Consider the following 15,416-nt stretch of genomic DNA (forward strand, 5'->3'; position numbering starts at 1 on the left):
GAATGCTCTTGACGCCTTCCCCTCTTCGACGCAACGTCGCGGCACCGGCCACCGCTCTGCTCTCGCTCGTTCTCCTGGTCGGCGGCGGGCTCATCGCCGGCACCGCCGCTCGCGCGGCGTTCGTCGACGTCCCGCCCACGGGCCATCCCGGCCGACTGGTGCTGTCTTCCGACCCGTATCCCGCAGAGTTCCTCGATCTCAGCCCGGGAGATCCGTCGTACTGGCAGGTGGCCGCTCGCCTCGAGGATGCCGTCGGCGCCACGCTGTCGGTGGAGCTGCGCAAGTCCGGCGCGCTCGTATCGCATCCTCGCGGGCTGGAGATGACGGTGGACGAATGCGACGTTCCCTGGAGCGGTCTGGGTGACGTGCCGGTATGCGCCGGCACGGTGTCGCCGATCGCGGTCGCGATGCCGTCCGACGATTACGCGACGTCGAGCCCGACGTTCCAGCTCGGGTCGCGCGCAGCATCCGCCCCGGCATTCCTGCTCGTGACGCTCGCGGTCGAGGACTCGGACGCGGCTCGCGCGGATGCGTCGCTGATGGGCCTCGTCGGGACGATGGGCGTCGGACTCACCGCCGTCGCGGTCGATCCGGCCGCCGGTCCGCCGCGAGGGGGCGGCGTTCTTCCCGCGACGGGCGCCGACATCTCGCTCTGGGTGGCGGTCGTGTCCATGGCGGCGGGGCTCCTCGGGCTCGGCGCGGCTCTGCGGATGCGACCGGCCCGAGGGGAGCGGTGATGCGCCGTTCGCTCACGGCCCTCGCGTTCGCCGCGGCCGCCGTCGTGGTCGTGCCGCTGTCGGTGACGGCGACGACGGCCGCGTGGACCGACGAGGAGTGGGTGCACGAAGCGATCGGGACGTCGTCGTTGCGGTGCGGAGAAGACACGGGCTTCGCGTCGACCTCGTACGGGCGCTTCCTCTCGGGTCAGCTCCTCGGCACCGACCTCGACCCCCTGGCCGACCTCGAGCAGATGCGGCTGGTGCTCGGTGCGGACGGCGCGCTGTCGGTGCAGCCTCCGGACGCCGTGAACCTCGCGGCCCTCACGTATGCCAACCCCTTCGACGTCGACCTGCTGGGCATCGCGGGGGTCGACATGACCGGGTTCGAGGTGCCCGTGCCGGGGGCCGCCCTGGGGGCGGCCAACCAGTACGCGCGGGTATCGGGGTTCGGGGCCGCCGTCGGCGCTTCGGGCCTGGTGAACGACAGCGGAGTCGTGACGGTGGGAACGACGCCGAGCGGCGCGCTGCCGTCGCCGGCGACGATCAGCCTCGACGAGCTGCTGCCGGTCCTCACGGGGATCGCGGGGGCGGATCTCAGGGTCGGCGCCGTCGGTGCGAGCTCCCAGCTGGACGGCTGCGCCGCGCTGAGATCGTCGACCTGGGGCGACGGCACGGTCACGGGGAGCACGCGCAGCTACGGCATCGCGGGTCTCGGTCTCGACGTCGAGGTGCCGGCCGTCGGCGCGCTGGCGGGCACCACCACGGCGGGGGTCACGACCGTGAACGCGGCGGTGGCCTCGCTCCTCGGGTCGTCGGGTCTGATCTCGTCGGCGATCGGAGCCCGCCTGGACCTCGCCCTCCCCGGCATCCTGACCACGAACATCGGCGGCAGCGTCACCCTCTCGGGACTGAACCTCGGGGGAGCGGTGGCGTCGCTCATCACCACACCGTTGACGGACGGCGTGGTGACGGTCGATCTGCAGTCGGGGATGGTCGACATCGATCTGGACGCGCTCCTCCCGTCGCTCAACAACGCCCCGCCCAACACCGAGATCGTCGTGAACTCCGCGGTGCTGGCGCCGATCGTCACCCGCGTCGGCGCCCTGCTGAACACCTGGACGTCGCAGGTCGTCGCGACGCTGCGGCAGAACCTGCGTGCAGCCACCTTGACGGTCGATCTGAGCGCCGTCATCGGCGCGCCGGGGATCGGCATCCTGCCCGGTCTGAACGTGCTGAACGTGTCCGTCGACTATGTCGGGACGGTCGGCGCGGTCCTCGACGGCACGGCGACGTTCGCGATCGATGCGGAGGCCGCGGGCGCGGTGGGAGCGATCAGCACCCTGCTCGCCGCTCTCGGCCTCCCGACCGTCGCCCAGCTGATCGCCTCGGTCGAGCTGCTCTCGTCGGTGCTGGTCACCGCCGCGGCGAACCAGATCACCACCACCGCACTGGGGGCCATCACCACGCTCGGCACGACGCTCTCGACCGCCGTGAACACGATCATCGCTCGCGTGGGCTCCGTCGTGAACGTGCTGCCGTCGATCCTGTCGCTGATGGTCAACGTGCAACCCGACCGCCCCGGCGCACCGTCGGGATCGACGTACATCGCCGGAACCGCCGACTCCACACCGCAGTACCTCGTCTCGGCGCTGCGCATCGGGCTGGCCGACGCTCTGACCCCCTCGAGCATCGCGCGCGTCACTCTCGGCACGGCGTCGGCGGGCCCGGTCGCCGCACCGTGAGGGCCCGCGCCGACTCGATCGGTTCGCGGGCCCGCGCGGGGTGCGGCTCGTAGAATGGGCCCATCATGAGCATGCCTTCTCGCACCCCGACGGTGATCGATCGGTCGCCCGCGGCTCTGCGCCTCGACGGTCAGCCGCGCACGTACGAGGTGCGCACCTTCGGATGCCAGATGAACGTCCACGACTCCGAACGCCTGTCGGGGTCGCTCGAGAGCGCGGGCTATCTTCCGGCCGAGGCCGGCACCGACGCCGACGTCGTGGTGATCAACACCTGCGCGGTGCGCGACAACGCCGCCGGCAAGCTCTACGGCACGCTCGGGCACCTCAAGTCGCGCAAGGACGTCCGCGAGGGCATGCAGATCGCGGTCGGCGGGTGCATGGCGCAGATGGACAAGCAGGCCGTGCTCGACAAGGCGCCCTGGGTCGACGTGGTCTTCGGAACGCACAACATGGGTTCGCTGCCGAGCCTGCTCGAGCGCGCACGACACAACGGCGACGCCGAGCTCGAGATCCTCGAGGCGCTCGAGGTCTTCCCCTCGACCCTGCCGACCAAGCGCGACAGCGTGGCCGCCGGCTGGGTCTCCATCTCCGTCGGGTGCAACAACACCTGCACGTTCTGCATCGTGCCGAGCCTGCGCGGCAAGGAGAAGGATCGCCGCCCGGGCGACATCCTCAACGAGATCCGCATGCTCGTCGACGACGGCGCGATCGAGGTGACGCTGCTCGGTCAGAACGTCAACTCGTACGGCGTCGAGTTCGGCGACCGCCTCGCCTTCGGCAAACTCCTCAGAGCCGCCGGGCAGATCGAGGGGCTCGAACGCATCCGGTTCACGAGCCCGCACCCGGCTGCCTTCACCGACGACGTCATCGCCGCCATGGCCGAGACGCCGGCCGTCATGCCGCAGCTGCACATGCCTCTGCAGTCGGGAAGCGACCGGATTCTCAAGGCCATGCGCCGGTCGTACCGGAGCGAGAGGTTCCTGGGAATCCTCGAGCGGGTACGCGCGCTCATCCCGCAGGCCTCGATCACGACCGACATCATCGTCGGCTTCCCCGGTGAGACCGAGGCCGACTTCGAAGAGACGCTGCGGGTGGTCGAGGCATCCAGATTCTCCAGCGCCTTCACGTTCCAGTACTCGATCCGCGAGGGCACCCCGGCGGCGACGATGGTGGACCAGGTGCCGAAGGCCGTCGTTCAGGAGCGCTACGAACGCCTCCTCGCGCTGCAGGACCGCATCTCCCTCGAGGAGAACGAGAGCCAGGTGGGCCGGGAGGTCCAGGTGCTCGTCTCGACCGGCGAGGGCAAGAAGGACGCCTCCACGCACCGCTTGACCGGCCGCGCCGAAGACAACCGCCTCGTCCACTTCGAGCTGCCCGCCGGATCAGCCGTTCCGCGCCCGGGCGACATCGTGACGGTCGGGATCACCAGGGCGGCGCCGTACTACCTCCTCGCCGACGCACCCGACGGTGCGTCGCTGCGCATCCGGCGCACGCGCGCGGGCGACGCCTGGGATCGATCGCAGGCGGAGTCGTGCGGTATCCCGGCCCCCGCCGGCGACGCGGGCGCACCGCGCGCGATCTCCCTCGGCCTGCCGTCGCTGCGCGTCGGAGTGTGAGCCGCGCGCCGAGGCTCTGGGCCGTCGTCGGTGCCACCGGCACCGGCAAGACCGGTCTCTCCCTCGCGATCGCCCAGGCGCTCGCCGCTCGGGGAACCGCGGCCGAGATCGTCAACGCCGACGCGATGCAGCTGTACCGCGGAATGGACATCGGAACCGCGAAGCTGCGTGAAGACGAACGACGCGGTGTCCCGCACCACCTCTTCGACGCGTTGGAGGTGACCGACGAAGCCGCCGTCGCCTGGTACCAGGATGCTGCGCGCGACGTCGTGCGCCGCATCCACGATCGAGGAGCCGACGCCATTCTCGTCGGAGGTTCGGGGCTCTACGTCTCCAGCGTGGTGTTCGACTTCGCCTTCCCGCCCCGTGACGCCGCCGTTCGCGCCGAGCTCGAGGCCGAGCTCGACCGGCTCGGGCCGGGGATGCTGTTCGCCCGGCTCGCGGAGCAGGACGCGGCCACCGCGGCCCGCGTCGACCCCCAGAACGGCCGACGCATCGTGCGCGCCCTCGAGGTGCTCGCGCAGGGACAGGACACCCACGGCGCCGTGCTGCCCGACGAGCCGGTGTCGTGGCTCGGCGCGACCACCATCGTCGGAACGCACATCGAGCGCGCGGAGCTCGTGCCCATGCTCGACGCACGCGTGGAGGGGATGTGGCGCGACGGGCTCGTCGAGGAGGCGGCTGCGCTCCGAGAACGGGGGCTCGAAGACGGTGTCACGGCGCGTCGGGCCATCGGGTACGCCCAGGCTCTCGGGCAGCTCCGCGGCGAACTGACCGAGTCGGAGGCGATCGCGCAGACGCAGGCGCTGACCCGCCGCTACGCCCGTCGACAGGTGTCGTGGTTCAAGCGGTACCGCGACGTGGCGTGGGTCGATTCGCGTACGGTCGACGCGGCGGCGCTCGTCGACGAGACGCCGACCGGCGGAACCGACGCTTCCGACCCGATCTCCCGCGACTCGTAGACTGAGAGGCATGTCGCGCACCCTCCCGTTCACGAAGGGTCACGGTACCGGCAACGATTTCGTCGTGATCGCCGACCCCGACGGCTCCCTCTACCTTTCCGACGACCAGATCGCCGCGCTCTGCGATCGCCACATGGGCATCGGCGCCGACGGACTGCTCCGCGTCGTGCGCTCCACGGCGATCTACGAAGGAGCCGAGGCCGCAGCATCCGGTGCGGAGTGGTTCATGGACTACCGCAACGCCGACGGATCGAAGGCCGAGATGTGCGGCAACGGAACGCGCGTCTTCGCCCGCTACCTCGTCGACGCCGGTCTCGCCTCCATCGACGGCGGCCTCCGGATCGGCACGCGGGCGGGCGTGAAGACGCTCACCCGCAGCGAGCGCGGGTTCGAGGTCGACCTCGGAACCTGGCGGGCGGAGCCGGACGACATCCTCGTGCGCGCACGGGGACTCGACGTCGCCCGGCCCGGCACGGGCATCGACGTCGGCAACCCCCACGTCGTGGTCGCCCTGTCGTCGCACACCGAGCTCGATGCGCTCGACCTGGCCTATCGCCCGATTCTCGACCCCGAGCCGCGCCACGGGGCGAACGTCGAGTTCGTCGTGCCCGGCGACCCGCTCGTGCGCGACGGGGTCGGCGAAGTGCGGATGCGGGTGTTCGAACGCGGCGTCGGCGAGACCCTGTCGTGCGGCACGGGCGTGGCCGCCGCGGCACTCGCGGTGCGGCACTGGGCGGGTCCCGCGGCGCCGCGACGGTGGCAGGTGGACGTACCCGGCGGCACGCTCGGCGTACGCATCGTCGACGAATCCGACGGCGAGCACGTCCTGCTGTCGGGACCGGCTGCGCTCGTCTACTCGGGCGAGGTCGCGCTGGCCTGAACGTCGCCGTCGTCGGCAGAGACGATGTCGATCGCCGCGGTCGGGGGCGTGCCGTGGCGGCGCACCTTCAGCACGCGGTACCCGCGCCCCGTCGCGGCACGCTGAACGCTGAAGCCGCGCGGGAGCGTGGAGCCGAGCCAGCGCTGCAGGGAGTCCGAGCCGAGGTTGCGTTGGACGACGAGCCAGGCGTCGGATCTCTCCTCGAGCCGGGGGATCCAGGTCTCGAGCATCCCGTGCAGTTCGTTCTTGCCCACCCGGATGGGGGGATTCGAGCGGATGGTGCGGAAGGCCACGCCGGCGGGAACATCCTCGGGGCGCACGGCGTTGACGTTATCGAGCCCGAGGATCTCCGCGTTCCGACGCACGAGGTCGAGGGCCCGCTCGTTGACATCGACCGCCCACACCGTGGCGTGCGGGGCGTCGAGTGCGAGGGACAGCGAGATCGGCCCCCACCCGCAGCCGAGGTCGAGGAAGTCGCCGCCCGCAGGGGGCGACGGAGTGTTGGCCAGCAGCACGGCGGTGCCGGCGTCGAGACGGTCGGGACTGAATACGCCACCAGCGGTGACAACCTCGACATCGCGGCCGGCGAGGGTCACTCGCAGGCGCCGGAGATTCTCTGCGCTGGAGGGAGACCCGGTGAAGTAGTGGTCGCTCCCCATGCGGAGAGCGTATCGGAGAGAGCGTCCTCCCGAGGGGAGGATTAGAGTTTACGGATGCTGCGGCCCCGGCCTTCGGCCGAGGGCGGCGCGATGGAAGGAACAGATGACAGACACCACAATCCCCCAGAGCGCGGACGAGATGCCGGTCGACCCGGTGGATCGAGTGCTCGCGCGCGCCGAAGCGCACTCCGGGGTGCGTGTGTTCGGAGCAGCCCAGGCGCTCCAGGACGACAGGACCGTCTCCTACGGCGATACCGACGGCGACCAGTGGGACCGGGAGGATCGCGCCGCCCTGCGTCGCGTCGTCGGTCTCTCCACCGAGCTCGAGGACGTCACCGAGGTCGAGTACCGGCAGCTGCGTCTCGAGAACGTCGTCCTCGTCGGGGTGCACCCGCAAGGACAGCAGGAAGAGGCCGAGAACTCGCTGCGCGAACTCTCCGCCCTCGCGGAGACCGCGGGCGCGGTCGTGCTCGACGGTGTGCTGCAGCGGCGTCCCAACCCCGACCCCGCGACCTACATCGGCAGCGGCAAGGCGCAGGAGCTGCGCGACATCGTCGCTTCCGTGGGCGCCGATACGGTCATCGTCGACACCGAACTCGCACCCAGCCAGCGGCGCGCTCTCGAGGACGTCGTCAAGGTGAAGGTCATCGACCGCACCACCGTGATCCTCGACATCTTCAGCCAGCACGCCAAGAGCCGCGAGGGCAAGGCGCAGGTCGAACTCGCCCAGCTCGAGTACCTCCTTCCGCGTCTGCGCGGCTGGGGCGACTCGATGAGCCGCCAGGCGGGTGGCCAGGTCGGTGCCGGCGGTGCCGGTATGGGCTCTCGTGGTCCGGGTGAGACGAAGATCGAGCTCGATCGTCGGCGCATCCGCACCAAGATGGCCGTGCTGCGGCGTCAGATCCGCGACTTCGCGCCCGCGCGCGATGCGAAGCGGGCCGAGCGCAAGCGCAACACGATCCCGGCCGTCGCGATCACTGGCTACACGAACGCGGGCAAATCGAGCCTCCTCAACCGTCTGACGCGCGCCGGTGTCCTCGTCGAGAACGCGCTGTTCGCCACGCTCGACACATCCGTGCGTCGCTCGGAGACCGCAGATGGGCGCGTCTACACGCTGACCGACACCGTCGGCTTCGTGCGGAACCTCCCGCACCAGCTGGTCGAAGCGTTCCGTTCCACGCTCGAGGAGGTCGGCGACGCCGACGTCATCGTTCACGTGGTGGACGGATCGCACCCCGACCCCGCCGCACAGCTCGCGACCGTGCGCGACGTGATGGGCGACGTGGGTGCGCGATCGACACGCGAGATCGTCGTCTTCAACAAGGCCGATCTCGTGGATGCCGACTCGCGCCTCGTTCTGCGCGGCCTCGAGTCGTCGGCGCTCTTCGTCTCCTCGCGCACCGGCGAGGGGATCGACGAGCTGCGCTCCGTGATCGAGGAGGCCCTGCCTCTCCCCGCCGTGGAGGTGCGCGCCGTGGTGCCGTACGACCGCGGCGATCTGGTGTCCGCGGCGCACGAGAGCGGCATCATCGTGTCGCAGGAACACCAGGCCGAAGGCACGTTCCTCCACGCCCACGTCGGGGCGAAGCTCGCCTCCGACCTCGAGCCGTTCCTGGCCTGACCTCTCCGCAGCATCCGTCTCCGATGGGGGCGGATGCTGCGGACGAGTCGTCAGCCGAGCGTGATCCCGGGCACGTCGGGCGTGTCGAATCCGAAGGCCGCACCGAGGAACGCCAGCTCGCTCTCGAGCGCATGGACGATCGTCTCCGCGCTGCGGAAGCCGTGCCCCTCGCCCTCGTACAGGACGTACGCGTGCGGGACCCCTCGCTCGACGAGGGCATCGCGGATGGCCTCGGCCTGCGCGGGCGGCACGACGGCGTCTTCCGACCCCTGCAGGATGAGCATCGGCACGCGGAATCGGTCGGCCGACGTCAGCGGTGAGCGCTCGATGTAGACGGGCTCGGCTTCGGGCAGCGGGCCGATGAGTCCGTCGAGGTAGCGCGCTTCGAAGTCGTGCGTGTCCGCGGCGAGAGCCCTGGCGTCCCCGACGCCGTACCGCGAGATGCCGGCGGCGAAGACGTCGGTGCGGACGAGTGCCGACAGCACCGTCCATCCGCCGGCGGAGCCGCCCTCGATCGCGATCCGCGAGGGATCGGCGAGTCCGTCATCGCTGAGAGCGGTCGCCGCGGCGGCCACGTCGTCGACGTCGACGACGCCCCACTGCCCGCGAAGGCGCTCGCGGTAGGGGCGTCCGTAACCGGTCGAGCCGCCGTAGTTGACGTCGAGCACGCCGATCCCACGGCTCGTGAAGTACGCGACTTTGGCCGACGCGGCGGGACCCACGTGCGACGTCGGACCCCCGTGCACCAGGACGAGGTAGGGCGGCTTCTCACCCGTCGGGAGGGTGACCTCGGGATTCGTCGGGGGGTAGGCGAAGGCGTGAACCGGCCCGTGGGGTCCGGGCGCGGTGACCGACTGCGCGACCGGGAACCACTCCGGGCCGGGGCCGTTCGCGCCGCCGGCGATGCGCTCCACGATCGGCGCATCGGCATCGCTCGCGTCGACCAGCCAGAGGCCGGAGCCGCCTGAGGCCGTAGCGCCCGAGACGAGCGCGCGCGTCGCCGAGACGTCCTCGACGGCGGCGCCGGCGACGACCGGTACCGGCACGGGCGCGACGCGGTCGCCGTCGACGACGACGAGCTCGTCGGCCCCGTCGGTGCGGACCGCGACAAGGCGGCCGTCATCGAGCGCTCCGAACCACCGCGTGCCGAGCACCCACAGCGCGCCACCGGTGTCGGCGTCCGCCGGAGCCACGGGGACGGGTGCGGCGTCGCCACCGACGCGCCAGAGGTTCCATCGTCCGGTCGGGTCGTCGGCGTAGGTCACCTCGCGCGGGCCGGTCCAGACCGGCTGCAGCGGGGCGCTGTCGCGCGCGTTGATCGTGCGGGGATCCGAGGCGCGGCCGTCGACGATGTCGGCGACGCGCAGCTGCGTGCGATCCCAGGGCATGTCGGGGTGGTTCCAGGCGACCCACGCCAGACGCCCGCCATCGGGGGAGATCGCGGGCTGCGCGACGAAATCGGTGCCGCCGGCCACGCTCACGAGGCGATCGGCGTCGTCGGCGGCGGATCCGTCGAGCGGGATGCGCACGATGTCGCGCGTCGGAACTGCAGCTCCCTCGTGGCGTTCGCGGACGGCGAGCAGCATGCCCGCGCCCCACACGAGGCCCGCGAATCGCGCGGAGGGGTCGTCGGGGGTGAGCGGACGCGGGCGTCCGCCCGGCGTGAGGGCCCACACGCGCTGGTCGGACTTCTCGGAGAAGACCAGCTCGCCGTCGGCGGCGGTCCATGCGCCGCCCCCGTACTCGTGGACGCGGGAGCGGGCACTCAGCGGAGCGGGGAGCAGATCGTCGATCGATCCGTCGGGCCGTCGGCGCAGCACCGTCGTGCGCCCGCCCTCCGAGGGCATCGTCTGACCCCACCAGATGTCGTCACCGACGAAACGCGCTCCGTCGGTGCGCGGGGACGCCGCGGCGACCGAGGACGCACTGAACGGGGAGGGCCAGGAACCGTAGGGGAGCGCAGAAGCCATCCCCTCACCCTAGGGCGGGGGCAGGACGTCGGTCAGACGGCTCGGAGCACCGCCACGACCTTGCCGAGGACGACGGCGTCGTCGCCGAGGATCGGCTCGAACGCGCTGTTGCGGGGGAGCAGCCAGGTGTGGCCGTCGCGCCGGCGGAAGGTCTTGACCGTGGCCTCGTCGTCGAGCATCGCCGCGACGATCTCGCCGTTCTCAGCGTTCTGCTGCGAACGCACGACCACCCAGTCGCCGTCGCAGATGGCGGCGTCGATCATCGACTCGCCCGACACCTTCAGCATGAACAGGTCGCCCTTGCCGACGAGCTGTCGGGGAAGGGGGAAGATCTCGTCGACCTGCTGATCGGCGGTGATCGGCACGCCGGCGGCGATACGCCCGACGAGGGGGACGAGCGCGGCGTCGCCCACGGCGGGGGCACTATCGGCGGGGTTCTCCGCAGACGCGCCGGGGAGGTCGATCAGCACCTCCATCGCACGCGTCTTGCCGGGGTCGCGACGCAGGTAACCGCTCAGCTCGAGCTGGTTGAGCTGGTGCGTGACGCTGGAGAGCGACTTGAGCCCGACCGCGTCGCCGATCTCGCGCATGCTCGGCGGGTAGCCGTGACGGCTGATCGACCGCTGGATCACTTCGAGGATCGCCATCTGCTTCTCGCTCAGGCTCTTGCGGCGGCGGGTCTGCGGCTTGTCCCGGGCGCCGGACGGCATCGCGTCGCTCATTCTGGCTGCTCCCTCTCGCGCCCGAGGGGCGCCGGTCTTCGAATGTCGGAGGTCCGTGATGGTGTCTCCCTGTCGAAACCGTATACGGATTCGCACGCGCCGACCGGCTGCCCGCCGCGTGTCGCGTTCGATCCATCTCCGAGAGGAACGGTGTTGACACCCTGACTGTATCGAAGATAGATTCGGAAGAGAGCTTCGCATCCGGTACTCCGGCCCGAGCGCCGGATGCGAATCTCTCACCTGAGGAGGAACCCCCATGACCAGCATCGGCATCGCCCCCGTCGTCCCGACCACGCGCCTTCGTCTGACTGCGCGCGGTCGCCGGGTGCTCACCGGTCTCGCCGCCTTCCCGTTCGTGGTGGCCATCGCGGTCGCGGCGATCAGCGGCGGTTCTGCTCTGGCGTCCCGCGATGCGGGTGCGCCGGCCGGTGCCTTCACCGAGGTCACGGTGATGGCGGGCGAGTCGCTCTGGGGGATCGCGCAGGAGGTCGCGCCGAGCGCCGATCCTCGCGACGTCGTCGACGCGATCGTGCGGCTGAACGCCCTCGACGGGGTGGAGCTCTCCGCGGGTCAGCGTCTCTCCATTCCGGCGGAGTACTCCGCGGCCCCCTGAGCCCGCCCTAACATCGAAGGGTGACCACGAGGCTCGATGACCTTCCGCTCCGCGACGATCTGCGCGGAATGAAACCGTACGGCGCGCCCCAGGCGGCGTTGCCGGTGGCGCTGAACGTGAACGAGAACACGCATCCGGTGCCCGACGACGTGGCCGGTGACATCCTCGACGCAGTGGCGCGGGCTCTGCGCGACGTGAATCGGTACCCCGACCGCGAATTCACCGCACTGCGCGAAGCGTTCGCCGACTATCTGGGCGAGGGGCTCACGCGTGAGCAGATCTGGGCCGGCAACGGATCGAACGAGGTGCTGCAGCACCTGCTCCAGGCGTTCGCGGGCCCGGGTCGCACCGCTTTCTCGTTCGACCCGACGTACTCGATGTACCCGCTGCTCACCCGGGGAACGGGCGCGCGATGGGTGTCGGGGGTGAGGTCCCACGACTACACCGTGTCGCCGGCCTCGGCGGCCGAGCAGATCTCGGAGGTGCGTCCCGACGTGACCTTCCTCTGCGCGCCAAACAACCCGACCGGCACTCCCATGTCGCTCGACGTGATCGAGGCCGCCTACGACGCGACCGAGGGGATCGTCATCGTCGACGAGGCGTACCAGGAATTCGCCCCCCACGACGCCCCGTCCGCGGTCAGTCTCCTCCCCGGTCGGGAGCGTCTCGTCGTCTCTCGCACCATGAGCAAGGCCTTCGCCTTCGCCGGGGCTCGGGTCGGATACCTGGCCGCCGATCCGGCGCTCATCGATGCCCTTCGCCTCGTTCGGCTGCCGTATCACCTGAGCGCGCTCACCCAGGCGGCGGCGACGGCGGCTCTGGGGCACGCCGACACGATGCTGGGCATGGTCGACGAGATCGTGTCGCAGCGCGACCGCATCTCCGCGACCGTGGAGGCGCTCGGGTACCAGGCGCACGAGTCGTGGACGAACTTCGTCCTCTTCGGCGGCGTCGCCGACCCCGCGGCGACCTGGCAGGCGCTGTACGACCGCGGAGTCCTGATCCGCGACATCGGCATCCCCCACCACCTGCGGGTCACAGCGGGGACGGCGGACGAGACGACCGCGTTCCTCGACGCACTGGCCTCGATAGGATCGGGCTCATGACCGGCCGCACCCGAACCGCCTCGATCCGCCGCGCGACCAGCGAGTCGAGCGTGGAGCTGGAGCTGAACCTCGACGGGTCGGGCAAGAGCTCGATCGACACGTCGGTTCCGTTCTTCGACCACATGCTGACGGCGTTCGCGAAGCACTCGCTGACCGATCTCACCGTCCGCGCCGCGGGCGACACGCACATCGACGCCCACCACACCGTCGAGGACGTATCGATCGTGCTCGGCACGGCGATCCGCGAGGCTCTGGGCGACAAGGCCGGCATCTCGCGCTACGGCGACGCCCTCGTGCCGCTCGACGAGGCCCTCGCCCAGGCGGTCGTCGACATCAGCGGACGCCCCTATCTCGTGCACCTCGGCGAACCCGACGGGTTCGAGCAGCACCTCATCGGAGGGCACTTCACCGGGTCGCTCGTGCGCCACACGTTCGAGGCGATCGCCTTCAACGGCGGTCTCACCGTGCACGTGCGCGTGCTCGGCGGCCGCGACCCGCACCACATCGCGGAGGCGGAGTACAAGGCGTTCGCGCGCGCATTCCGCCAGGCGAAGGCACTCGACCCGCTGATCGACGGCATCCCGAGCACGAAGGGCGCTCTGTGAGCTCGCGTCCCCTCGTCGCGGTCCTCGACTACGGATCGGGCAACGTCCACTCGGCCGTCAAAGCGCTGGTGGCGGCCGGCGCCGATGCGCGTCTGACCCGCGACCGCGATCTCGTGCTCGAGGCCGACGGCCTGGTCGTACCGGGGGTCGGGGCCTTCGAGGCCGTCATGGGCGCGCTCCGGGCTCACCGAGGGGGCGACCTGATCGATCGGCGTCTCGCGGGCGGACGCCCGGTGCTCGGCATCTGCGTCGGCATGCAGGTGCTGTTCGAACGCGGCGTCGAGCGCGGCGTCGACAGTGAGGGGCTGGGGGAGTGGCCGGGCGCGGTCACCCAGCTCGAGGCGCCGGTGCTCCCGCACATGGGGTGGAACACCGTTCGCCCCGATGCGGGGTCGCGCCTGTTCGCCGGCATCGAGCAGGAGCGCTTCTATTTCGTGCACTCGTACGCGGCCCAGCGCTGGGAGCTCGACGTGCAGCCGCCGTTCCCGGCGCCGGCGCTGACCTGGTGCGACTACGGCGAGCCGTTCCTCGCTGCGGTCGAGAACGGTCCGCTGGCGGCGACGCAGTTCCACCCCGAGAAATCGGGGGATGCCGGCATCCGCCTGCTCGCCAATTGGATCGACGGCCTCGGCGCCGCTACTGTCTAACCTCGTGCCACAGCGAGCGACCGGCGTCCGCGTGCACGAGGAGCCATGAACGATTTCGCGTCAACACCCGAGCTGATCCTCCTCCCCGCCGTCGATGTCGCAGGTGGCAAGGCCGTGCGGCTGACGCAGGGAGAAGCCGGAACAGAGACGAACTACGGCGACCCGGTCGATGCGGCCGCCGACTTCGCGCGCCAGGGGGCGGGCTGGATTCATCTGGTCGACCTCGATGCGGCCTTCGGGCGCGGCAACAACACCGCTGTGATGCGCCGGGTGATCAAGCAGGTGCGCGGCGTGCAGGTGGAGCTGTCGGGCGGCATCCGCGACGACCGTTCCCTGGAGGCGGCGCTCGACAGCGGTGCGAGCCGCATCAACCTCGGCACCGCGGCGTTGGAGAACCCCGAGTGGGCAGCCGATGTCATCGGCCGCTACGGCGATGCGATCGCGGTCGGCCTGGACGTGCGCGGCACGACCCTCGCCGCGCGTGGCTGGACGCGTGACGGCGGCGACCTGTGGACCGTGCTCGACCGGCTCGAAGACGCCGGCTGCAGCCGATACGTCGTCACCGACGTGACGAAGGACGGCACGCTCAAGGGTCCGAACATCGAGCTCCTCCGCGAGATCGCGGAGCGCACTCCCAAGCCGGTCGTGGCCTCGGGCGGCGTCTCGAGCCTCGACGACATCGCGGCCCTCCGCGAGCTCGTCCCGCTCGGCGTCGAGGGCGCGATCGTGGGCAAGGCACTCTACGCCGGGGCGTTCACCCTGGCCGAGGCGCTGGATGTCGCCGGAGGCTGACACTCCCGCGGGCGATTCCGCCGGGGTCCCCTGGGAGGGGCGCCGCTTCGAGGACAATCGCCACGCGGCCGACGACGGCTCCGCCGATCCGGCGCTGCTGATCGCGTTGACCGCCGATGCCGGCGGTGCCCGTGATGCGCGCGCGGTCGTCGAGGCCTATCGCACCGCTCGGCTGCTCATTCCGCTGGTCGCCGACAAGGGCGACGAGGGCGTGGGGCCGCATGGTCTCGTCGTCGACAAGACGCAGGAACTCTCCATCGTCACTGTGGCCGCCCCCGATGGGCGCAAGGTGCTGCCGGTCTTCACGTCGGTGGACGCGATGAAGCGGTGGGATGCCGTGGCCAGGCCCATCCCCGCGGACGGGGTGCGCACGGCGGTCGCCGCCGCCGGCGACGACACGGAGCTGATCGTGATCGACCCGGGCTCGGATACCGAGTTCGTCCTTCGTCGGCCGGCCGTATGGGCGATCGGTCAGGGTATCGCGTGGGAGCCCAGCCACACGTCGGCCGAGGTGTTCACGGGATTGCAGCAGAGTGTCGGCGCCGAGCTCGCTGTGCTCGACTTCGCGGTCGAACCGGGTGACCCGACCGGCCGTCTGCGGGGGCCCGAGCTCATCGTGCACCTGCAGCTCATGCAGGGTCTCGAGCAGGACGAGCTCGATGCGGTCCTGGCCCGACTCGCCCGCCGCTGGGCCGCCGACGACCGCATCGCCGTGCTGGTCGATTCCCTCACGGTCAAGCTCCACCGCGAATAGCCCCCGCG

Annotated in this window: 15 protein-coding genes; 12 read left to right on the top strand and 3 right to left on the bottom strand. The window is 70.9% G+C overall.

Going from position 1 to position 15,416, the window contains the following annotated elements:
* The first annotated feature begins 2 nt into the window (after positions 1–2).
* The 5 genes from FVP77_RS16720 to dapF all read left to right on the top strand — a co-directional run bounded on the left by FVP77_RS16720 (position 3) and on the right by dapF (position 5,919).
* The gene (locus FVP77_RS16720; RefSeq protein WP_187266805.1) at positions 3–737 is read left to right on the top strand and encodes a hypothetical protein; all 735 of its coding nucleotides are present in this window, start codon (positions 3–5) and stop codon (positions 735–737) included.
* Complete coding sequence (locus FVP77_RS03730; RefSeq protein WP_187266806.1) at positions 737–2,461, top strand: choice-of-anchor G family protein; 1,725 nt, start codon at positions 737–739, stop codon at positions 2,459–2,461. The genes FVP77_RS16720 and FVP77_RS03730 overlap by 1 nt, the downstream gene beginning before the upstream one ends.
* A 65-nt stretch (positions 2,462–2,526) precedes the next feature.
* The gene (gene miaB / locus FVP77_RS03735; protein WP_147893305.1) at positions 2,527–4,077 is read left to right on the top strand and encodes a tRNA (N6-isopentenyl adenosine(37)-C2)-methylthiotransferase MiaB; all 1,551 of its coding nucleotides are present in this window, start codon (positions 2,527–2,529) and stop codon (positions 4,075–4,077) included.
* Positions 4,074–5,039: a tRNA (adenosine(37)-N6)-dimethylallyltransferase MiaA gene (gene miaA / locus FVP77_RS03740; protein WP_147893306.1), complete on the top strand. Its 966-nt coding sequence runs from the start codon at positions 4,074–4,076 to the stop codon at positions 5,037–5,039. The genes miaB and miaA overlap by 4 nt, the downstream gene beginning before the upstream one ends.
* A 10-nt stretch (positions 5,040–5,049) precedes the next feature.
* On the top strand, positions 5,050–5,919 hold the full coding sequence (dapF, locus tag FVP77_RS03745; protein WP_147893307.1) for a diaminopimelate epimerase: 870 nt from the start codon (positions 5,050–5,052) through the stop codon (positions 5,917–5,919).
* Here dapF and FVP77_RS03750 read toward each other — a convergent pair.
* Positions 5,892–6,578, bottom strand: a complete 687-nt coding sequence (locus FVP77_RS03750; RefSeq protein ID WP_147893308.1) for a class I SAM-dependent methyltransferase — start codon at positions 6,576–6,578, stop codon at positions 5,892–5,894. The two genes, dapF and FVP77_RS03750, sit on opposite strands and share 28 nt — an antisense overlap.
* 103 nt (positions 6,579–6,681) lie before the next feature.
* Between FVP77_RS03750 and hflX the strand changes: the two genes are divergently transcribed.
* The gene (gene hflX / locus FVP77_RS03755; RefSeq protein WP_147893309.1) at positions 6,682–8,199 is read left to right on the top strand and encodes a GTPase HflX; all 1,518 of its coding nucleotides are present in this window, start codon (positions 6,682–6,684) and stop codon (positions 8,197–8,199) included.
* Between the two features lie 50 nt (positions 8,200–8,249).
* Here hflX and FVP77_RS03760 read toward each other — a convergent pair whose 3' ends face one another.
* Together FVP77_RS03760 and lexA are read right to left on the bottom strand one after the other, a co-directional pair.
* Positions 8,250–10,169, bottom strand: a complete 1,920-nt coding sequence (locus FVP77_RS03760; protein ID WP_147893310.1) for a S9 family peptidase — start codon at positions 10,167–10,169, stop codon at positions 8,250–8,252.
* A gap of 32 nt (positions 10,170–10,201) precedes the next feature.
* Positions 10,202–10,879, bottom strand: coding sequence for a transcriptional repressor LexA (lexA, locus tag FVP77_RS03765; protein ID WP_147894423.1), 678 nt, complete (start codon positions 10,877–10,879; stop codon positions 10,202–10,204).
* Positions 10,880–11,147: 268 nt separating this feature from the next.
* Here lexA and FVP77_RS03770 point away from each other — a divergent pair, with 268 nt between their 5' ends.
* From FVP77_RS03770 to FVP77_RS03795, 6 genes are read left to right on the top strand one after another with little or no spacing between them, the layout of a single operon-like run.
* A complete protein-coding gene (locus FVP77_RS03770) occupies positions 11,148–11,504 on the top strand; it encodes a LysM peptidoglycan-binding domain-containing protein (RefSeq protein WP_147893311.1) in 357 nt (118 codons plus the stop codon).
* A 20-nt stretch (positions 11,505–11,524) separates the two neighbouring features.
* Entirely contained in the window at positions 11,525–12,610 is a 1,086-nt protein-coding gene (locus FVP77_RS03775; protein ID WP_147893312.1) for a histidinol-phosphate transaminase, read from the top strand.
* Complete coding sequence (gene hisB / locus FVP77_RS03780) at positions 12,607–13,215, top strand: imidazoleglycerol-phosphate dehydratase HisB (protein ID WP_147893313.1); 609 nt, start codon at positions 12,607–12,609, stop codon at positions 13,213–13,215. The genes FVP77_RS03775 and hisB overlap by 4 nt, the downstream gene beginning before the upstream one ends.
* The gene (gene hisH / locus FVP77_RS03785) at positions 13,212–13,862 is read left to right on the top strand and encodes an imidazole glycerol phosphate synthase subunit HisH (RefSeq protein WP_147893314.1); all 651 of its coding nucleotides are present in this window, start codon (positions 13,212–13,214) and stop codon (positions 13,860–13,862) included. Before hisB ends, hisH begins: the two co-directional genes overlap by 4 nt.
* A 45-nt stretch (positions 13,863–13,907) precedes the next feature.
* The gene (priA, locus tag FVP77_RS03790) at positions 13,908–14,654 is read left to right on the top strand and encodes a bifunctional 1-(5-phosphoribosyl)-5-((5-phosphoribosylamino)methylideneamino)imidazole-4-carboxamide isomerase/phosphoribosylanthranilate isomerase PriA (RefSeq protein WP_147893315.1); all 747 of its coding nucleotides are present in this window, start codon (positions 13,908–13,910) and stop codon (positions 14,652–14,654) included.
* Complete coding sequence (locus FVP77_RS03795; RefSeq protein WP_147893316.1) at positions 14,638–15,408, top strand: SseB family protein; 771 nt, start codon at positions 14,638–14,640, stop codon at positions 15,406–15,408. The genes priA and FVP77_RS03795 overlap by 17 nt, the downstream gene beginning before the upstream one ends.
* Positions 15,409–15,416 lie beyond the last annotated feature (8 nt).

Source organism: Microbacterium hatanonis, assembly GCF_008017415.1.
Lineage (GTDB): Bacteria > Actinomycetota > Actinomycetes > Actinomycetales > Microbacteriaceae > Microbacterium > Microbacterium hatanonis.

Coding starts and splice junctions, on each gene's coding strand:
- FVP77_RS16720 (WP_187266805.1), top strand. CDS start 3: ATGCTCTTGACGCCTTCCCCTCTTCGACGCAACGTCGCGGCACCGGCC.
- FVP77_RS03750 (WP_147893308.1), bottom strand. CDS start 6,578: ATGGGGAGCGACCACTACTTCACCGGGTCTCCCTCCAGCGCAGAGAAT.
- FVP77_RS03730 (WP_187266806.1), top strand. CDS start 737: ATGCGCCGTTCGCTCACGGCCCTCGCGTTCGCCGCGGCCGCCGTCGTG.
- lexA (WP_147894423.1), bottom strand. CDS start 10,879: ATGCCGTCCGGCGCCCGGGACAAGCCGCAGACCCGCCGCCGCAAGAGC.
- FVP77_RS03760 (WP_147893310.1), bottom strand. CDS start 10,169: ATGGCTTCTGCGCTCCCCTACGGTTCCTGGCCCTCCCCGTTCAGTGCG.
- priA (WP_147893315.1), top strand. CDS start 13,908: ATGAACGATTTCGCGTCAACACCCGAGCTGATCCTCCTCCCCGCCGTC.
- hisB (WP_147893313.1), top strand. CDS start 12,607: ATGACCGGCCGCACCCGAACCGCCTCGATCCGCCGCGCGACCAGCGAG.
- FVP77_RS03795 (WP_147893316.1), top strand. CDS start 14,638: ATGTCGCCGGAGGCTGACACTCCCGCGGGCGATTCCGCCGGGGTCCCC.
- dapF (WP_147893307.1), top strand. CDS start 5,050: ATGTCGCGCACCCTCCCGTTCACGAAGGGTCACGGTACCGGCAACGAT.
- FVP77_RS03770 (WP_147893311.1), top strand. CDS start 11,148: ATGACCAGCATCGGCATCGCCCCCGTCGTCCCGACCACGCGCCTTCGT.
- hflX (WP_147893309.1), top strand. CDS start 6,682: ATGACAGACACCACAATCCCCCAGAGCGCGGACGAGATGCCGGTCGAC.
- miaB (WP_147893305.1), top strand. CDS start 2,527: ATGAGCATGCCTTCTCGCACCCCGACGGTGATCGATCGGTCGCCCGCG.